This window comes from Streptomyces sp. SID13666, assembly GCF_010548325.1.
Taxonomy (GTDB): domain Bacteria; phylum Actinomycetota; class Actinomycetes; order Streptomycetales; family Streptomycetaceae; genus Actinacidiphila; species Actinacidiphila fildesensis.
Window position 1 is genome coordinate 120161 of sequence record NZ_JAAGLX010000022.1, and the last position, 18901, is coordinate 139061.

14 protein-coding genes are annotated in these 18901 nt (G+C 74.3%); 10 read left to right on the top strand and 4 right to left on the bottom strand.

The window, feature by feature from the left end; translation table 11 throughout:
• The first annotated feature begins 70 nt into the window (after window positions 1–70).
• The 5 genes from G3I60_RS25815 (at window position 71) to G3I60_RS25835 (ending at window position 10795) form a co-directional block, all read left to right on the top strand.
• Window positions 71–3271 (top strand): non-ribosomal peptide synthetase, encoded by a 3201-nt coding sequence (locus tag G3I60_RS25815; protein WP_164607768.1) that lies wholly within the window; start codon window positions 71–73, stop codon window positions 3269–3271.
• A complete protein-coding gene (locus G3I60_RS25820) occupies window positions 3271–5172 on the top strand; it encodes a non-ribosomal peptide synthetase (protein ID WP_164607771.1) in 1902 nt (633 codons plus the stop codon). Before G3I60_RS25815 ends, G3I60_RS25820 begins: the two co-directional genes overlap by 1 nt.
• A 1-nt stretch (window position 5173) precedes the next feature.
• A complete protein-coding gene (locus G3I60_RS25825) occupies window positions 5174–7021 on the top strand; it encodes a non-ribosomal peptide synthetase (protein ID WP_164297366.1) in 1848 nt (615 codons plus the stop codon).
• Complete coding sequence (locus G3I60_RS25830; RefSeq protein WP_164607772.1) at window positions 7011–9893, top strand: condensation domain-containing protein; 2883 nt, start codon at window positions 7011–7013, stop codon at window positions 9891–9893. Before G3I60_RS25825 ends, G3I60_RS25830 begins: the two co-directional genes overlap by 11 nt.
• Before the next feature lie 116 nt (window positions 9894–10009).
• Window positions 10010–10795, top strand: a complete 786-nt coding sequence (locus G3I60_RS25835) for a DapH/DapD/GlmU-related protein (protein WP_138357233.1) — start codon at window positions 10010–10012, stop codon at window positions 10793–10795.
• 18 nt (window positions 10796–10813) lie between these two features.
• Here the strand turns inward: G3I60_RS25835 and G3I60_RS25840 are convergent, their stop codons facing one another.
• Window positions 10814–11677: a DMT family transporter gene (locus tag G3I60_RS25840; RefSeq protein WP_138357232.1), complete on the bottom strand. Its 864-nt coding sequence runs from the start codon at window positions 11675–11677 to the stop codon at window positions 10814–10816.
• A gap of 96 nt (window positions 11678–11773) precedes the next feature.
• Between G3I60_RS25840 and G3I60_RS25845 the strand changes: the two genes are divergently transcribed.
• Window positions 11774–12346 carry an XRE family transcriptional regulator gene (locus tag G3I60_RS25845; protein WP_138357231.1) on the top strand — a complete coding sequence of 191 codons (573 nt, stop codon included), beginning with the start codon at window positions 11774–11776 and terminating at the stop codon, window positions 12344–12346.
• 20 nt (window positions 12347–12366) lie between these two features.
• Complete coding sequence (locus G3I60_RS25850; protein ID WP_138357230.1) at window positions 12367–12897, top strand: YbaK/EbsC family protein; 531 nt, start codon at window positions 12367–12369, stop codon at window positions 12895–12897.
• 10 nt (window positions 12898–12907) lie between these two features.
• Here the strand turns inward: G3I60_RS25850 and G3I60_RS25855 are convergent, their stop codons facing one another.
• Window positions 12908–13186 (bottom strand): hypothetical protein, encoded by a 279-nt coding sequence (locus G3I60_RS25855; protein WP_164297354.1) that lies wholly within the window; start codon window positions 13184–13186, stop codon window positions 12908–12910.
• A gap of 36 nt (window positions 13187–13222) precedes the next feature.
• Window positions 13223–13630: a CoA-binding protein gene (locus tag G3I60_RS25860; RefSeq protein ID WP_138357228.1), complete on the bottom strand. Its 408-nt coding sequence runs from the start codon at window positions 13628–13630 to the stop codon at window positions 13223–13225.
• A 90-nt stretch (window positions 13631–13720) separates the two neighbouring features.
• On the opposite strand from G3I60_RS25860, the gene G3I60_RS25865 reads away from it, so the two are divergent.
• On the top strand, window positions 13721–14356 hold the full coding sequence (locus G3I60_RS25865) for a YigZ family protein (protein ID WP_164297352.1): 636 nt from the start codon (window positions 13721–13723) through the stop codon (window positions 14354–14356).
• 17 nt (window positions 14357–14373) lie between these two features.
• On the opposite strand, the gene G3I60_RS25870 is transcribed toward G3I60_RS25865, so the two are convergent.
• Window positions 14374–15222, bottom strand: a complete 849-nt coding sequence (locus G3I60_RS25870; RefSeq protein WP_164297344.1) for a GNAT family N-acetyltransferase — start codon at window positions 15220–15222, stop codon at window positions 14374–14376.
• A 252-nt stretch (window positions 15223–15474) separates the two neighbouring features.
• Here G3I60_RS25870 and G3I60_RS25875 point away from each other — a divergent pair, with 252 nt between their 5' ends.
• Together G3I60_RS25875 and G3I60_RS25880 are read left to right on the top strand one after the other, a co-directional pair.
• A complete protein-coding gene (locus G3I60_RS25875; protein WP_164297342.1) occupies window positions 15475–16632 on the top strand; it encodes an exonuclease SbcCD subunit D in 1158 nt (385 codons plus the stop codon).
• A 3-nt stretch (window positions 16633–16635) separates the two neighbouring features.
• Window positions 16636–18901: AAA family ATPase (locus G3I60_RS25880; protein ID WP_164607775.1), on the top strand; the 2266-nt coding region annotated here is incomplete at its 3' end.

Here is an 18901-nt window from a genome sequence, read left to right on the forward strand (position 1 = left end):
GCGGGCGGAAGCACGACCGTGCCTCCGCCCCCACCCGAAGACCCCGACCCGACAACCCCAGGGATCGCCGATGCTCCCCCTCTCTCCGTCGCAGGAGATCGTCTGGCTGCACGAACAAGTGCAGCCCGGCAGCCGCGCCTACAACTTCACCGCCTCCCTCGACCTGTGGGGCACTCTGGACACCGAGGCGCTGCGCCGCGGACTGGCCGCGACCCTCGACCGCCACCCCGGACTGCGGCTGGAACTCGTGGCGGTCCCCGGCGCGATGCCCGTGCAGCGCGACGCCGACCTCTGCGAGCCGCGGCTGCGCACCGTGGACCTGACCGGGGAGGCTGACCCGGAGGCCGCGTTCGCGCGGCTGCTCCGCACGGAGGCGGAGACCCCGCTCGACACCTACGAGGCGCCGCTGCTGCGCTGGACGCTGGCCCGGCTCGCCGACGACCAGCACCGGCTCATCCATGTCGAGCACCACCTGATCCACGACGGGCACTCCTTCGCGATCCTGCTGGGCGACGTCTTCACCGTCTACCGCGCCCACGTCCTCGGTGAGCCGACCGCCCTGCCGCCCGCCACGTCCTACGTCGACCATGTGCGCTCCCTCGACGCGGACGACGACCGGGCTACGGCGGAGCGGCGGTCGAGCCTGGAGTACTGGGCGGCCGAACTGCGCGACGCCTCCTTCGACATGCCGCTGCCCGGTCTGGCCCGGCCCGGCGCCCGGCGCTGGCACCACGGCGGGCAGCTGCGCCAGTCGATCGGCGCGGACCTGACGGAACGGCTGCGCGCACACACCCTGGAGCGCGGGCTGACCCCGTTCTCCACGCTGCTCGGGCTCTTCGCCGAACTGCTGCGCCGGCACAGCGGCCGCGAACAAATGGTCGTCGGCACCGCCGTCGGCAACCGCCCGCGCGGCTTCGAGAACGCCGTGGGCATGTTCGTCAACACGATCCCGCTGCGGCTGCGCCTGGACCCGGCGGCCCCGGCAGAGGACACCATGGACGAGGTGACCGACACCCTCTTCCGTGCCCTGCCGCACCAGGAGGTGCCGGTCCAGGAGCTGACGCGCGCGCTGGGCCTGCACACCTCGGGCGCGGACAACCCGCTGTTCAGCGTCATGTTCAGCGCGCACGACGCCGCACTGCCGGAGATCGACGTGCCTGGTCTGGACGTCACGCTCTTCGAGGGATTCAACACCGGCACCACCCGCTTCGACCTCGACGTCGTGCTGCTCCCGGACGACCGGCGCGGAGTGAGCCCCCGGCACGGCGCGCGCGGCATGACCTTGGTCTGGGACTACGACGCCGACCTCTTCGGCGAGGACACCGCGAAGCTGCTCACCGAGCGCTTCCTGGACCTGCTGCGCGCCTATCTCGACGATCCCGGCACCGTGCTCGCGGACCTCGCGCTCCCGGCACCCGCCGTCGTACCGGTGCCGGTCGGGCCCGCCGCGTCCCCCGGCCGGGATCCGCTCGACCCGGCCGCCGCCCACGACCCGTCGCTGCCCGCGCTGCTGATCGGCGCCCGCCGGCTGACCTACGGGGACCTCGACGAGCAGGTCGCCGCCGTCGCGCGGCGGATGCTGGCGGCGGGCGTGACGGCAGGCCGGCCGGTCGCCGTCGTGCTGCCGCGCGGCGCCGACTCGGTGGTGGCCCTGCTGGCCTGTCTGCGGACCGGCGCGGTGTACTGCCCACTCTCCCCGTCCGACCCGGAATCCCGGCTGGAACTGCTGCTGAAGCGGCTGGGTCCCGCGCTCGTGCTCACCTCCGCCGCCGCCGGGGTGACGCTGCCCGCCGGCCTCCCGGTGACCGCGCTCGACGCCGGCTCCTACCCGGCCGCGCGCCCGGCCGCAGTGGTGCCCGATGCGGCGTACATCATCCACACCTCCGGATCGACCGGCATCCCCAAGCCCGTGGCCGTGGGCAGGGCCGCGCTGGAGAACCATCTGACCGGTGCCGCCGACCGGTTCGCGCTGGCGGCCGGTGACCGGGTGCTGCTCTTCGCCCAGCCGTCGTTCGACGTGGCCCTCGAAGAGGTCCTTCCGTCGCTGTACGCCGGCGCCTGCCTGGTCGTACCGGAGCGGGAAGTGCCCACCGGGGCGGAGCTGGCCGAGCTGCTGGCGGCCGCCCGGGTCACCGTCGCCAACCTGCCCACCAGCTACTTCCTCGCCACGCGTGAGGAGTTGCGGCCCGCGCTGCGCGACCGCCGCTGGGCGCCGCGGCTGCTGGTGCTCGGCGGTGAGCGCATCCCGGCCGACGCGATGCGCTCGTTCCTGGCCGACACCGACGCCGCCGTACTCAACGTCTACGGCGTGACCGAGGCGGCGATCAGCTCCACCGCGCACGAGATCACCCGCGAGAACCTGGCGGACGGCGCCGAGATCCCCCTCGGCACCGAACTGCCCGGCGAGCGGATCCACGTCCTGGACACGGCACTCCGTCCGCTGCCGGCCGGCGCGGTCGGTGAACTGGCCATCGCCGGAGCAGGCCTCGCCGAGGGCTACGTCGGCAACCCGGAAGCGACCGCGGCACGGTTCATGACGATCCCGGCGTTGGGCGGCGAGCGGGTCTATCTCACCGGCGACCTCGGCTACCGGAGCCTCGACGGCCTGCTGCACTTCCTCGGACGGCGGGACAACCAGATCAAACTGCGCGGCTACCGCATCGAGTTGGAGGAGGTGGAGGCCGCCGCCTCCGCCGTGCTCGGCGGCCGGTCCTGCGCCGTCGTCCTCGATCGTGAGGCGGCCGGTGGACCCCGGCTGGTCGGCTTCCTGGAGAGCGCCGACGAACGGGAGCCGTGGGACGAGCAGGCGCTGCACATCGAGCTGAGCCACCGGCTGCCGGGCGCGCTCGTCCCCGGCCGCTGGGCGCGGCTGGACACCATGCCGAAGCTGGCCGGCGGCAAGCCCGACCGGGTCGCCCTGGCCCGGCTGGCCGCCGCGCTGGAGCCCACGGCTCCGGCGGACGAGGCCGCCCCTGACCTGGACCCGGCCGCGTTCGCCGCCGACCCGGCGCTGGAGCTGCTCGCCGAGGGATGGAGCGAGGTGCTGGGCCACCGCCGGTTCACCGCGTCCTCGCACTTCTTCCAGATCGGCGGGCACTCCGTGCTCGCCGCGCATCTGGCGGCCTGGCTGGAACCGCGGCTCGGTGAACGGCCGCCACTGCGGCTGCTGTTCCGCAACCCGGTCCTGGCCGATCAGGCCCGCGCCCTGGGTCTGCTCACCCCCTCGCCCGTCGCCGCGTCCGCCGCCGCATCCACGCCGAAGGAGTCGTGATGACGAACACCCTGATCACCGACATGACCACCGACACGCTGACCGCCCGGCCGAGCGTGGCCCACGGCGCGGCTCTCCCAGGGAACGCCGCCTCCGGCGTGCTCTCCCGCTACGAGGACTGGGTACGCCGCTCCCCGCAGGCGCCCGCAGTGGTCGACGGCGGCCACACCTGGAGCTACCGGCAGCTGGACGAGGCGGCCGATGAACTCGTCCGCGCACTCGACGGCCGGGTGCGTCCCGGCGACATCGTCGGGGTCTGCCTCGACCGTTCGGCCGCGCTGGCCGTCACCGCGGTCGCGCTGGCCCGGCTCGGCGCGGTGTATCTGCCGCTGGGACCCCGCCCCGGAGAGCGCCGCATCGGCGCGGTCACCGAGGACGTCGCGGTGGTCTGCCTGATCGGCGACCCCACCGTACTGCCGGCCGGCCACCGGGCCGCCGAGCGGATCGAACTGCCGCTGCCCGTCGAGGGGACGAACGCCGCGGCCACGGTCGTCGCCGCCTTCGCCCCGCCCGCGGCCGGCGCCCGCCCGGCACCGCCGGAGGCGTTCTACGCCGTCCTGACCTCCGGTTCCACCGGGCGCCCGAAGGCGCTCGCGGTGGCGCAGCCCGCCCTGGCCACCCTGCTGGACTGGTACCGCGCCGAGACCGGACTCGCCCCCGGGGACCGGCAGTCCCTGCTGATCGGCGTCGCGTTCGACCCGCATGTACTGGAGCTGTGGGCCGGACTGACCTCGGGTGCCGCGCTGGTGCCCGCTCCCGACGCGGTCCGCTGGGACCCGGCCGAGCTCACGGACTGGTGGCGCGACGCCGGGGTGACCGTCTGCGTCGCGGCCACCCCCATGGCGGAGCCGGTGCTGGACCGGCCCTGGCCGCGGGATCTGCGGCTGCGTCATCTCGTCGTCGGCGGCGACCGGATGCGCCGCCGGCCCGGCCCGGACGTGACCGCCACCGTCCACAACGCCTACGGGCCGGCCGAGGCCACCGTCATCACCACCACGCACGCCATGCGGGCCACCGACGCCGAGCCGGACGACGTGGCCGCGCCGCCGATCGGCTCCCCGCTCCCCGGCACCACGGTGGTCGTCGCGGGCCAGGACGGTCGCATCGCCGCCCGCGGTGAGACGGGTGAACTGCTCATCGGCGGCGCCTGTCTGGCGATCGGCTATCTGGACCCGGAGCTCACCGCCCGGCGCTTCACCGCCCCGCCCGAAGGGCTGGACGCACCGGGCGTGGACCGTTTCTACCGCACCGGGGACCGGGTGCGGATGCTGGACGACGGGCAGTTGGAGTTCCTCGGCCGGCTCGACGACCAGGTGAAGATCAGCGGTGTGCGGATCGAACCGGCCGAGGTGGAGGCCGCGTTCGAGCAGGACCCGGCGGTGCGCAGCGCGGTCGTGACCGCGCCTCGCTCCGCCGACGGCCGCACCCGGCTGGTGGTGTTCGTCCTGCCGTCGGCCGGCGCCGCCCCGACCGCGGATGCCCTGCTGTCGGCGGTCCGGGTCTGGCTGCCCGAGCAGGCGGTCCCCTCGACCGTACGGATCGTCGAGGCCTTCCCACTGGACGCCAACGGAAAGGTGGACCGCGCCGCGCTGCTCGCCGGTGAGACGGCCGAGGCCGCCGCGACCTCCGGCAGCGCCCTTCCGGACGGCACCGCGACGGACAGCGAACAGCTCGTCCTGCGGGTGGTCCGCGACCTGCTCGACCGGCCGGACGCCGCGCTGGAGGACAACTTCACCTCGGTGGGCGGCACATCGATCATCGCGGCCCGGCTGCTGGCCGCCATCGAGCGCGAGACGGGCACGAGGCTGCGCGCTCCCGAGGTGCTGCGCCAGCCGGACCTCCGCGCGGTGGCCGCCGTACTCGACAAGCGCCGTGCGACCGCGTCACCGGCGGTGGTCTGAGATGACGCCCTCCTCCCCGCGGATCCCCGACGCCCGGGAGATCCCCGACGACCGGAAGGACAACCCCGTGACCGCCCTGCCCGCCCTGGTGGCCCGGCACGCCGAACGGACCCCGCACGCCCTGGCGGTGGTCGACGGCGACACCACACTGACGTACCGGCAGCTCGTGACCTCCGCCCGATGTCTGGCCGCGCACCTGCACGCCTACGGGGTGCGCCCCGGTGACCGGGTGGCGCTGCTGATGCCGCGCTCGGCCCGCACCCTGGTCACCCAGCTCGCGCTGTGGTGGGTGGGCGCGGCCTGCGTACCGCTCGACCCGGCGCACCCGCGCCCCCGTATCGAGGCGATGCTCGCCGACTCCGGGACGACCCTGACCGTCGGCGACAGCAAGCTGCTGGCATCGGCGGCCGGCACCGGAGTGACGCTGGCGCTGCCCGAGGACCCGCTGTTGTCCGGCGAGGAGATACCCGCCGCCGACACCGGCCCGGACGCGACGGCGCTCGTCCTGTTCACCTCGGGTTCCACCGGCCTGCCCAAGGGTGTGACCGTCACGCACGGCGGCATCGCCGAACTGGTCGCCGAACCGCGGTACGTCACCGTCACCGCGCGGGACCGGGTGCTGTTCCACTCGCCGACGACGTTCGACGCCTCGACCTTCGAGGTGTGGGCGGCTCTCGCCAACGGAGCCTCCGTCGTGGTGTGCACCACCGAGCGGCCGTCGTTCGAGGACCTCGCGCAGCACGTCGAGCGGTACGGCGTGACCGTCGCGTTCTTCACCACCGCGCTGTTCCACCAGCTCGCAGCCCGCCGCTCCCGGCTGTTCTCGGTGCTCCGCACCGTCGTCGTGGGCGGTGAGGCGATGGCCGCCCAGCAGGCCCGCGCGGTGCTGCGCGCGTTCCCCTGGCTGGAGCTGGTCAACGGCTACGGTCCGACCGAGACGACGACGTTCGCCACCACCCATCGCGTCACCGACGCGGACTGCGACGGCCCGGTGCCGATCGGCCGCCCGTGCGCGGGCGCCACGGCCCATGTGCTGGACGCGGCGGGCCGGCCGGTCGCGGACGGGGAACGCGGTGAGCTGTGGATCGGCGGAAGCCGGCTCGCGAACGGCTACGCGGGACGACCGGAACTGACCGCCGAGCGGTTCGTGGAGCACGCGTCGCTGGGCCGGCTCTACCGCACCGGCGATCTGGTCTCATGCCGTCAGGACGGCGTGCTGGACTTCCACGGCCGCGCCGACGACCAGGTCAAGGTGCGCGGCTTCCGGATCGAACCGGGCGAGATCGAGCACCTGCTGCGCGAGCAGCCGGAGGTGGACGACGCCGCCGTCACCGTACGGCGGCCCGCCGAGGACGACGCCCGGCTGGCCGCGTTCGTGGTGGCGGCGCCCGGCCCGGTGCCCCGCGCCGAGACCCTGCGGACCCGGCTCGCCGAACAGCTGCCCGCGCACCTCGTCCCGGACGAGCTGACCTTCGTGGAGCGGCTCCCGCTGACGGTGTCCGGCAAGGTCGACCGCCGCGCCCTCGCCGACCTGCGCGGCGTCACCGTCAGCGAGGACCGTGCGGAGCCGCTGACCCCGCTCCAGCAGGCCGTCGCCGATGTGTGGAGCCATGCGCTGGGCTGCGAAGTGGCCCGGGCGGACGCCGACTTCATCGCCTACGGCGGCCACTCCCTCCTCGCGCTGATCGTCACGGACGACCTGCGCGAGGAACTGGGAGTGACGCTGTCGCTGCCCGACTTCTTCGCCGCACCCACCGTGGCCGGCCACGCCGCGCTCGTCGAACGCGCCCTGCTGGCCAACCACAGCGATCTCCACCCCGACGCGCCGGAGGACACCGATGGCCACTGACACCCACCCCAGTTCGGCCGCCCTGCAGGAGGAGTTGCTGCGCCGGGCCCGCGCCCGGAAGAACGCCCGCCCGGCCGACCCGGCGCCCGCCACCGCCCGTGACCAGGGGCCCACGCCGCTGTCCCACGCCCAGCGCCGCATGTGGCTGATGGACCGGCTCGGCCAGGGCGGCTCGCTGTACAGCGTGCCGTTCGCCACCCGGCTGCGCGGACCGCTCGATCTGGCCGCCCTGGGCAGCGCGCTGACCACGCTCGTCCAGCGCCACGACATCCTGCGCACGCGCTACGGGCAGCACGGCGACGAGCCGTACCAGGAGACGCTTCCCGTACCGGACGCGATCGTCGTGCCGGTGGTCGACGCCGTCGGTGACGGCCTGGCCGCCCTGACCGAGGAGGCACGCCGCCCCTTCGACCTCGCGGCCGGTCCCCTGCCGCGCGCCCTGGCGCTGCGGCACGGTCCGCAGGACCACACCGTGCTGCTGACGTTCCATCACATCAGCATCGACGGAGGGTCGTTGGAGACTGTCGCCGCCGAACTGGCCGAGCTGTACGCGGCGGCCACCGGTGGGATCCCGTGCGAACTGACACGGCCACCGCAGTACGCCGACTTCGCGGTCCGCGAGCACGCGGCGGCCGGCCGGCTCGACGAAGGGCTCGCGCACTGGACGCGCCGGCTGTCGGGTGCCGTCCCACTGCGGCTGCCCCGCCCCGCGCGGCCCGCGGCCGACCTGACCGAGCGGCCCGCCGCCGTGCGCAACGTGCCGCTGGACGAGTGGGTGCTGCCCGCTCTGCGCGAGCTGGGCCTGCGGCACCGGGCCACGCTGTTCACCGTGGCCCTCACCGCCGCCTTCGCCGCACTGCACCGCTTCACCGGCGAGGATGACCTGGTGATCGGCTGCGCCGGCACCCACCGCGAGGGCTCGGCCATGCGCGGCCTCGTCGGGCTGTGCGTCAACACCCTGCCCATCCGGGTGGATCTGTCCGGCGACCCGGAGTTCGGGACGCTGGTGGACCGGGTGCGGGACGCGCTGCTGGAGGCACAGCAGTACGGTGACGTGCCGTTCGACCTGGTCCTGGAGCGGCTCGGCGCCGCCGCCCGGGACGCCGACGGCACACCGCTGATCCGGGTCACCGCCGATGTGCTGGGCGAGCCCACCGCGCTCCGGCTGCCCGGTCTGGCCGCGGAACCGGTCGACGTGGCGCTCGGCGAGGCCAAGTTCGACCTGTCGTTCGGCCTGTCCGACACCGACCGTCCCACCGGCCTGGTCCAGTACGGCCGGGCCGCCCTCGACGATGCGGCGGGCGAGCGGCTGGCGGACGACTTCGCCGGACTGCTGGCCGCGGTCGCCGCCGACCCGGAGCTCCGGCTGTCCCGGCTGCCCGGCCGGCCGCCGGTTCTCCCGGCCGCCGAAACCCCGCCCACCGACGGCCATCCGGCCGAAGTGCTGCTGCGCGCCCACCCGTTGGTGGCCGACGCCGCTGTGCCGGACCCGGCCGGCGGACCGCTGCTGGCGTACGCCGTCCTGCGCGGGACCGGCGGGCCCTCGCCCGTCGAACTCCGCTCACATCTGCGGGCCGGTCTCGGCCGTGAACTCGTCCCGGCGGCGGTGACCCTGCTGGACACGATGCCCCGCACCGCCGACGGCACCCTGGACACGGCCCGGCTGCCCGGCGCCCCGGCTGCCCCCGCACCGAGCGGCGTCCGCGCCGAAGCGGTGACGGCGGCGTTCACGGCGCTGCTGGGCCGCGCCCCCGGCCCTGACGACGACTTCTTCGTACTCGGCGGCCACTCGCTGATCGCCGTACAGCTCGCCGAGCGGCTGCGCACCGGACTCAAGCTGCCGCTGACCGGCCTGGACGTGATGGAGCACCGCACTCCGCGAGCGATCGCGGCGCTGCTGGACGCGCGGGAGACGCAACGGGAACGACTGGCCGCCGCGACCGGCACACCGGCGGCCCGCACCCGGCGGACCCGTGAGGGCACGGTCCTGGTGACCGGCGGCACCGGTGGTGTCGGCGCCTTCGTCCTGCGCGAACTGGCCGCCCGGGGAAGGCCGGTGCTGGCGCTGTCCCGGCCCGAGTCGGCGCACCTGGTCGCGGGGGAGGGCGTGGAGGTCGTCGAGGGCGATCTGACCGACCTGGACGGGCTGCGCGCCGCCGTCGGAAGGGCGGACGCGGTGATCCACGCCGCTTGCACCTTCACCCGTCCCGAGGTCGACGTGGCGGCGATGGCCGCGATGGTGGGGGCCTGGAACCGGGGCCCGTTCGTCTTCGTCAGCAGCGTGGACGCCTACGGCCGGCCCACCGGCCCGCGGGTGGCCGAGGAATCGGCGCCCGCACAGCCGCTGAGCGCGTACGGGCAGGCGAAGCTCGACTGCGAGCAGCTGCTCATGCGGGCGGCGGGCACCGACGGCCGGGGCGGGGCGAGCGTCGTGCGCTCGCCCATCGTCTGGGGTCCGCACGACCGGTTGCGCGACCAGCTGCGCTGGGGCGCGACCGGGCTGCTCTACCAGGCGGCCCTCGCCGGGGAACCGATCGACCTGCCGCGGCCCGGCACCGCCGGCCACGACTGGTACGGCGCCCCGTGGGTGCACGCCGCCGCCCTGGCGCGCGCGGTCACCGACTGCCTGGCCACCCCGGTGCACGGTGTGGCCAACGCGGTGAGCGGACATGTCGGCTGGCCCGAGCTGGCCGCAGAGCTGAAACGGCTCCTCGGCAGCGACAGCGAGATCCGGCTCGTCGACCGGGTGCACCCCGACCTCGACCACCGCTGGCACTACGGGTCCGGCCGGCTGGCCACCGCGCTGGACGAGCGGCCCGGCGAGGACCGGAGCTCCGTACTCGCCGCGATGACCGGCTCCGCCGGGCGCTGAGATCCGGGGGAGCCGCGGCGGTCCGCCCGGCTCCCCCCGTACGGCCGGATCCCCTCTTTACATCCGGCCTCACATCCAGGACTTCACCGGCGGGCGGCACCGTATACGGTGATCCCGTGCCGAAGAACGAGAACGTGTTCTCCTCCTGGGCGGCCTGGCGCCGCCGCACCGCCTCGCGCCTGGTCCACCGCGGATGGCGGTGGGTGCAGAACGCGGGCGCGGTGACCGCGCAGCGCCCCGGTCCCTACCGCTTCCGCAGCTTCGGCACGGGCTCGCGGCTGGCGTTCCCGCTGGGCACGGTGTTCGGCGAGCAGTGGATCGAGATCGGGGAGCACTGCGTGGTGGGCGAGCAGGTGACCCTCACCGCCGGCATGATGCCGGACCTGGACCTCGGCCCCGACCCGGTCCTGCGGCTCGGCAACGGCGTGGTGCTCGGCCGCGGCAGCCACGTGGTGGCCTCGGCGCCGGTGGTCTTCGGCGACAACATCTTCGCCGGGCCCTATGTGTACGTCACCAGCGACAACCACTCCTACGACGACCCCCACGAACCGGTCGGCAAGCAGTGGCCGCGCTCGGCGCCCGTCGAGATCGGGTCCGGCAGCTGGCTCGGCACGGGAGCGGTGATCCTGCCCGGGGCCCGGCTGGGCCGCAATGTGGTGGTCGCGGCCGGCGCGGTGGTGCGCGGTGACGTGCCCGATCACGCGGTGGTCGCGGGCGCTCCCGCCAGGATCGTCCGCCGCTGGGACCCCGAGGCCGGCTGGCAGCCGCCGCTGCGGACACCGCCGCCGGTGCCGATACCCGAGGGGATCACCCCCGAGCAGCTGATGGCGCTGGCCGGCGTCGAGGACGGGCCGAAGACGCTCGACGGCCGGGCCGACCGGGCGCCGGATCCGGCGGTTTGAGGCCCGCTCGCGGCCCGGCTATCCCGCCGCGAGCAGGATCGTCCCGGCCATCGCGAGTCCCGCGCCCGCGGCCTGGATCGCGAGCAGCCGTTCCTTGAGGAAGCCCCGGGCGGCGAGCGCCGTCACCACCGGGTAGAGCGAGGCGAGTACCGCGGCGACGGTGACCGGGCCGTGCTGGGCGGCCAGCGAGTACGTGCCGTTCGCCGCGACGTCCGCGAGGCCGACCAGGGTGAGCGCCGGCATGGCGGACCACACCACGGCCATGCCGCCCTCCGGTGCGGCGGCCGGGTCACGCCGGACGGCCACGGCCAGCGCGGCGCCGCCGACCAGCGAGTTGCAGACCCGCTGGACGAAGAGCGCCAGGAACAGTCCGGTGAGCGTCGAGGACGCCTCGGCGATCAGCGCGAACACCGAGCCGAAGCCGAAGGCGGCGACGAGGGTGAGCAGCACCGTCTGCCGCTGCACGGGCGCGCCGCGCAGCTGCGGGCCGCCGGCCAGGACGACGCCGACGACGGCCACCGCGATCCCGCCGTACTGCAGCAGTCCAGGGCGTTCGCCGAGCGTCAGTCCGACGCCGAGCGGTATCACGACGCCGACGGTGGCCAGCGGGGAGACCACGCCCATCGGGCCCTGGGCGAGGGCCTTGTAGAAGCAGATCATCGCGACAGGACCGACGACGCCGGCGGCGACGGCGTACCAGAGCTGCGGACCGATCTCGCTCCACGCCCCGGTCGCCACGACGATGACGCCGAGGACGAGCGCGGCGGCGATCTGCGAGGCGACGACCACGACCAGCGCCGGCAGCCGGCGGGTGAGCAGCCCGCCGCCGAAGTCGGCGAGCCCCCAGAGCAGGCTGGTGGCGAGCGCGAGAACCGCTGTCATGGGACTTCCCCCGCAGTACAGTGTGATGAACGTGTTGGTACAGCACACCGTAGTGCACTCAAGTGAACTCTGTCATTCATAATATTGGACGGAAGCGTGCCGGACCTCGAAATCGTCGCCCAGTCGCTCGCCCGCAACGTCAAACGGCTGCGGCTGGAGCGCGGATACAGCCTGGACGCGCTCGCCGCCCGCGCGGGCGTCAGCCGGGGCATGATCATTCAGATCGAGCAGGCCAGGACCAACCCCAGCATCGGCACCGTGGTGCGGATCGCCGACGCCGTCGGCATCAGCATCGCCAACCTCCTGGACTACGCCGACAGCCCCCAGGTCCGGCTGGTCCCGGCCGACCGCGCCGTACCGCTGTGGAGCACCCCGGCCGGCAGCTACGGCACGCTCCAGGCCGGCACCGAGGCGCCCGGCCCGCTGGAACTGTGGTCCTGGCGGCTCATGCCCGGCGAGGGTCACGACTCCGACGCCCACCCGCCCGGCAGCGCCGAACTGATCCGGGTGGACGCGGGCGAGCTGACGCTCGTCGTCGAAGGCCAGGAGTACCGCGTCCCCTCCGGGACCACCGCGAGTTTCGACGCCCATGTGCCGCACGGCTACCACAACGCGGGTGCGGTCCCGGCCGAGATGACGCTCGCGATCGCCGTCCCGCCGCCCCGGTAGCGCCTGTTACGTTTCCCGGTATGCGCGCACCGATCGGCAATTTCGACGAAGCCCACCCCGCCACCGAACGGCTCGACCTGCTCCCGGCTCCGGTGGCCGCCGCGGTGACCGCCGACATGCTCCATGTCGACACCGACCCCGAGAAGGCCGACACCGCCGTCTTCGTCGAGACCTACGGCGCCGACCTCGTGGACGCCTCGGCGAACTGCGTGGTCGTCGCGGGCAAGCGCGGCCAGGACGTCACGCTCGCCGCGTGCCTGGTGCTCTCCACGACCCGCGTCGACGTCAACGGCGTGGTCCGGCGCCATCTCGGCGCTCGCAAGGCCTCGTTCGCCCCCATGGACGCCGCGACCGGCGCCACCGGCATGGAGTACGGCGGCATCACCCCCGTCGGCCTGCCCGGCGACTGGCCGCTGCTCATCGACGCGGCCGTCGTCGACGCCCCGTACCTGGTGATCGGCAGCGGCGCCCGGCGCGGCAAGCTGATCGTGCCGGGCAAGGTACTCGCCGCACTGCCGGGCGCCGTCGTCCTGGAGGGCCTCGGTATCTGATCGGCTGCGGTCAGCGCCGGTCCGGCGGCCCGTCGGACCGGTCCTCGTCCGCCGCGTGCAGGGACCGGTGCAGCCGCCGGCCCGCCCGCACCACGATCACCCCGGCGCCCACCGCGACCACGGCCGCCAGCACCTCACCCCACCAGTGGTCGGGCAGCACACCGAGCAGCAGCGCGAAGACCCCGAGGGCCAGCACGAAGCCGAGCACCGGCAGGGCGTAGAACCACAGGTCGGCGTAGGTCTTCTCATCGAGCCCGAAGGGCGGCGGAGGCTTGCGGTCCTTGCTCACCCCGCCACCGTAGGCGCCGTGACCCGGTATCGCGCGTCAGCCGAGGCGGGGAATCTCGATCGCCGGGCAGCGGTCCATGACCATCTCCGCGCCGGCCGCCCGCGTCCGCTCGAACGCGGCCTCGTCGATCACCCCGAGCTGGAACCACACGGCCTTCGCGCCGGCCGCCACCGCCTCGTCGGCGACCGCGCCCGCCAGCTCGGAGTTGACGAAGACGTCGACCACGTCGACCGGGAACGGAATGTCGGCGAGCGAGGCGTACCCCTGCTCGCCGTGCACGGTCTCGGCCTTGGGGTGGACGGGAACGATCCGCTTGCCGAAGCGCTGGAGCACCCGCGCGACCCCGTAGGCGGCCCGTGCCTCGTTGTTCGACAGACCGACCACCGCCCAGGTGTCACCCAGCCCGGTCAGGATCTTCCGTACCGTCGCAGCATCGCCGTACACGTCGTTCCTCCAGAGGGTGTCCCGATCGTCGTGCCTGGTCAACGAGCGACCGGCCCGGCCCATTCCCGGCCGGCGGCATAGGGTGGCCGGATGGTGGACCGGTATCTGACGGTAGGGCGCGAGGGCGTGCACGAGAGCGAGATCAAGCGCTCGCGCTTCCTGTGCGCGCTGGCGCCCGCGGGCAGCGAGCAGGCCGCGCAGGCGTTCATCCAGAAGATCCGCAAGGAGCACCCGAGCGCGACCCACAACTGCTTCGCCTACGTCATCGGCGCCGAGGGCCGCATCCACAAGGCCGGCGACGACGGCGAACCCGGCGGCACCGCGGGCACCCCCATGCTGCAGGTGCTGCTGCGCCGCGAGGTGCGCGATGTCGTCGCCGTCGTCACCCGCTACTACGGCGGGGTCCAGCTCGGCGCGGGCGGGCTGGTACGCGCCTACGGCGGTGCTGTGTCCGCCGCGCTCGACGAACTGGGCACCGTCGAACGGCAGCGCCTCGCGCTGCTGACGGTCGCGGCCGACCACCAGCGGGCGGGGAAGCTGGAGAACGACCTGCGGTCGGCCGGGCGCACGGTGCGCGGCGTGCGGTACGGCGCCGATGTGCACATCGACATCGCGCTGCCGGAGTCCGAGGTGGCGGCGTTCCGCTCCTGGGTCGCCGACAGCACCTCCGGTGCCGCCACGGTGGAGGCCGGCGGCACCGAATTCGTCGACGTCCAGGCCCGGTAGATCTGGTCCGGGAACCGTCAGCCCAGTTCGAGGCTGGTGACGCCGTACATCCCGGCCTGATCGGTCTCCGGCAGCGGACCGGTGTACATCCGGGCGGTCTCGAAGGACGGCGCCAGGCCGAGCCGTTCCATCAGGTGCACCGCCGGCTTGTTGATGTCGGGCACGTCGATCGACACCGGCTCGCCCGGCACGGTCGCCGCCAGCGCGCCGACCAGCGCGCCCGCCACCTCCGGCGAGTCCGCGTGGACCGGACCGATGCGCGAGGCCCCGCGGCACGCGCGCAGCACGGCGAGCCCCTGCAGCTCCCCGTCGCGCACCGCGGCCAGCGGGGTGCGCTGGGGCGCGGCGATCCAGGTGGCCAGGAAACTGTCGCGCGGCGCCGGGAAGAAACGGCGGTCGTAGGCGGCGAGTTGATCGAAAGGCAGGGTGCGGGCGTCGACCAGGGTGACGCCCGCCGGCGCCGGGGTGTCCGCGGCCGGAGTGCCTTCGTAGCGGATGTTGTTCCAGGCGGAGCGGAATCCGGACTTGCGGTAGTTCTCCTGCTGGGCAACCACCCCGTCGAGCCCGACGTTGCGCCCGGCGAGCCGCGCCATGCCGGCGCGCCAGAGCTGGATGCCGTAACCCTGGCCGCGCAGCGACGGCTGAGTGATGTAGAAGCCGAGGAAGCCGAAATCGGTGCCGTACCGGACGACCGAGACACAGGCGACCGGTTCGCCGTCGAGGCGGCCGATCAGGAAACCGTGCGGATCGGCCGCGAAGAAGGCGGAGCCGTCGGTGCGGCCCGGGTTCCAGCCCTCCGCGGCGGCCCAGTCCGCCATCAGCCCGATGTCGGCGGCGCTCGCGGCCGTGATCTCGAATGTCGGCACTTCTCACTCCAAGGGCGTCGGCGGCGGGGCGCGTTCGGAAGTGGTCCGCCCCTGGCGTGATCGTTTCGTAACGGACCGGAGCACGGCAATACCGCCCGCCGTCCGGCCCCGGAACCGATGACAAACCGAGGTCCGTGATGGATGAGGGGCGTCCGGGCGCTAGCGTGGTCGGTGCCGACAGCGGGACCCCACGCTGATTCGGTGCGGGTACTGGGGTGGAGGAGCGATAAACGTGCAGGTCGGAGCACCCCAGTGAGACTTCTGCACACTTCCGACTGGCATCTGGGACGTTCGTTCCACCGTGAGAGCCTGCTCGCCGCCCAGGCGGCCTTCCTCGACCATCTCGTCAGCACGGTCCGCGCCGAGGCCGTCGACGTGGTGCTCGTCGCCGGGGACATCTACGACCGGGCGGTGCCGCCGCTGTCCGCCGTCGAGCTCTTCGACGACGCCCTGCACCGGCTCGCCGACCTCGGCGTCCCGACGGTGATGATCTCCGGGAACCACGATTCGGCCCGGCGGCTGGGCGTCGGCGCAGGCCTCATGGGTCGCGCCGGCATCCACCTGCGCACCGACCCGGCGGGCTGCGCGATCCCCGTCGTCCTGCCGGGCGCCGCCGGTGACACCGTGCTGTACGGGCTGCCCTACCTCGAACCTGCGCTGGTCCGTGCGGAGTTCGACGCCGAGCGGGCCGACCATACCGCCGTGCTGGGCGCGGCCATGGACCGGGTGCGCGCCGATCTCGCCACCCGCCCGGCCGGTACCCGCTCGGTGGTGCTGGCGCACGCCTTCGTCACCGGAGGCGCGCCGAGCGACAGCGAGCGCGACATCACGGCGGGCGGGGTGGAGGCCGTGCCCGCCGAGATCTTCGCGGGCGTCGACTATGTGGCGCTCGGCCATCTGCACGGCTGCCAGACGATCACCGAACGGGTCCGGTACTCCGGCTCGCCGCTGGCGTACTCCTTCTCCGAGGAGCGGCACCGCAAGAGCATGTGGCTGGTCGACCTCGACCAGGACGGCGCCGTGACCGCCGAGCGCGTCGACTGCCCGGTGCCGCGCCCGATCGCCCGGATCCGCGGCCACCTGGACGACCTGCTCGCCGATCCGGCGCTGGAGCGGCACGAGGACGCCTGGGTCGAGGCCACCCTCACCGACGCGCTGCGCCCGCCGGAACCGATGGCGGCCCTGGCCAAGCGCTTCCCGCACGTGCTCAGCCTCGCCTTCGACCCCGAGAACTCCGGCGCCGACCCGGCGGTCTCCTACGCCCAGCGGCTGCGCGGCCGCACCGACCAGCAGATCGCCGAGGACTTCGTGGCCCACGTCCGGGGCTCGGGCCCCGACGGGCGGGAACGGACGGTACTGCGCGAGGCCCTGGACGCGGTACGCGCGCACCACGCAAGGACGGAAACGTAAGCAATGCGGCTGCACCGGCTCGACCTCACCGCCTTCGGCCCCTTCGCGGGCACCGAGAGCGTCGACTTCGACGAACTGTCCTCGGCCGGACTGTTCCTCCTGCACGGCGCGACCGGGGCGGGGAAGACCTCCATCCTCGACGGCGTCTGCTTCGCCCTGTACGGCGAGGTCCCCGGCAGCCGGCCGGCCAACCGGCTGCGCAGCGATCACGCCGACGCCGCCCTCAGCACCGAGGTGGTGCTCGAACTGCACGTCGGCGGAAGGCACTTGGAGATCACCCGGCGGCCCGAGCAGCAGCGCCCGAAGAAGCGCGGCTCCGGGACGACCCAGGAGAAGGCCGTCACGTTGCTGCGGGAGCGCAGCGACGGCGAGTGGCGCGCGCTCTCCAAGTCCCACCAGGAGATCGGTGAGGAACTCAAGCAGCTGATCGGGATGAGCCGGGAGCAGTTCTGCCAGGTGGTGCTGCTGCCGCAGGGCGAGTTCGCCAACTTCCTGCGGGCCACCGCCGCCGAACGCGGCGCCCTGCTGGGCCGGCTCTTCGACACCCGTCGCTTCAAGGCCGTCGAGGAGTGGCTCAAGGAGCGCCGCCGCGCCGCCGAACAGCGGATCCAGACCGGCGACCAGGAGCTGGACAACCTCGCCGGACGCCTCGCCCAGGCGGCGGGACCGGGGGCCGAGCCGCTGGACGACTGGCTGCCCGAGGACGTTCCGGCGCGCGCACCGGCGGTCCACTCCGACCTGGCCGCGCCCATCCTGCAGTGGGCGGCCGTACTGCGCTCCACCGCGCGCGAGCGCCACGCCATCGCGGTGAGCGCGCTGGAACTGGCCGAACAGGCACACCTCCGGGCCCGCGACGAGGCCGCCGCCGTCCAGGAGCTGTACGGGCTGCAGCAGCGCCACGCCGCTGCCCGCCGCCGGGCCGACGGCATCGCCGGGGCCCGGTCGGAACGTGATGAACAGCGCGCCCGGTTGGAGCGGGCGCACCGCGCCTCCGGCGTCGAATCGGCCCTGGAACTGCGGGAGAAGGCCGCCACACAGCACCAGCAGGCGCTCGCCGCCCGGTGCAGTGCGCGGTCGGAGCTCCCCGCCGACCTCGCCGAGGCGGCCGCCGAACAGCTCACCGCGACCGCCAACCAGCTGCGCGAGGAGCTCGGATCGCTCACCGAGGCGGGGGAGCTGGAGCAGCGCGCCGCGGAACTGGCCTTCCGCCGCGACCGGTTGGAGGCCGAGGCGCGCGGCGACGACGAGGCCGTACAGGAGACCGACGGCTGGCTGGAGGGCTGGGAGCCGGAACGGCTGCGTCTGCAGCGGCGCGTCGACGACGCCCAGGCCGCCGCGGCCCGCGCCGGAACGCTGGACGCCGAACGCGACCAGGCCCGCCGCCGCCTCGACGCGGCCCGGGAGCGTGACCGTTACGCCCACGCCCTGACCGTGGCCGAGGACCGGCACCGCGCCGCCCGGGACCGGGCTGCCGACACCCGCGAGGCCTGGCAGGACGCCCGCGAAGGGCGGATCTCCGGTATCGCCGCGGAACTGGCCGCCGCCCTGGTGCCCGGCGAGAACTGCCGGGTGTGCGGCTCCGCCGAGCACCCCGAGCCGGCCCGTCCCTCCGACCGGCAGGTCACCCGCGAGGACGAGGACGCCGCCTACGCCGCCTACCAGAGCGCGTCCGCCGCGCAGAGCGCCGTGCAGGACGAGCTGAGCCGCGCGCGGGCCGGGCGGGACGCCGCGCTGGCGGCGGCCGGCGACACCCCGGTGGACGAACTGGCCGCCGCGTACACCGCGTTGGACGGCGAATACGTGCTCGCGGTGCGCGCCGCCGCCGACACCCACGCCGCCCGTGAGGCGCTCGGCGAGGCCGAACGGGAACGCGACCGCAGGACCGCGGAGCGGCACGAGGCGCTGAGCCGGGCCGCTGCGCGGACCTCGCGGCGCGAGGAGCTCGACGAGCAGTACGAGCGGATCGCCGAGCAGCTGTCGCGGGCGCGCGGCGGCTTCGCGACCGTGGCCGCCCGCAGATCGCAACTGGCCCGGCGCGTCGATCTGCTGACCACGGCGGCGCAGGCTGTCGACCGGGAGCACGACGGGGCCCAGCGGCTGAAGGAGGCCGACGCGGCACTGTCCGACGCGGCGTTCCGCGCCGGGTTCGACACCCCCGCCGACGCGGCCCGCGCGCTCTACGCGCCCGACCGGCGGCTGCGGCTGGAGCACCTCGTGGCGCAGTGGCGCGACGAGGAGGCCGCCGTCACCGCCGATCTGGCGGCGCCCG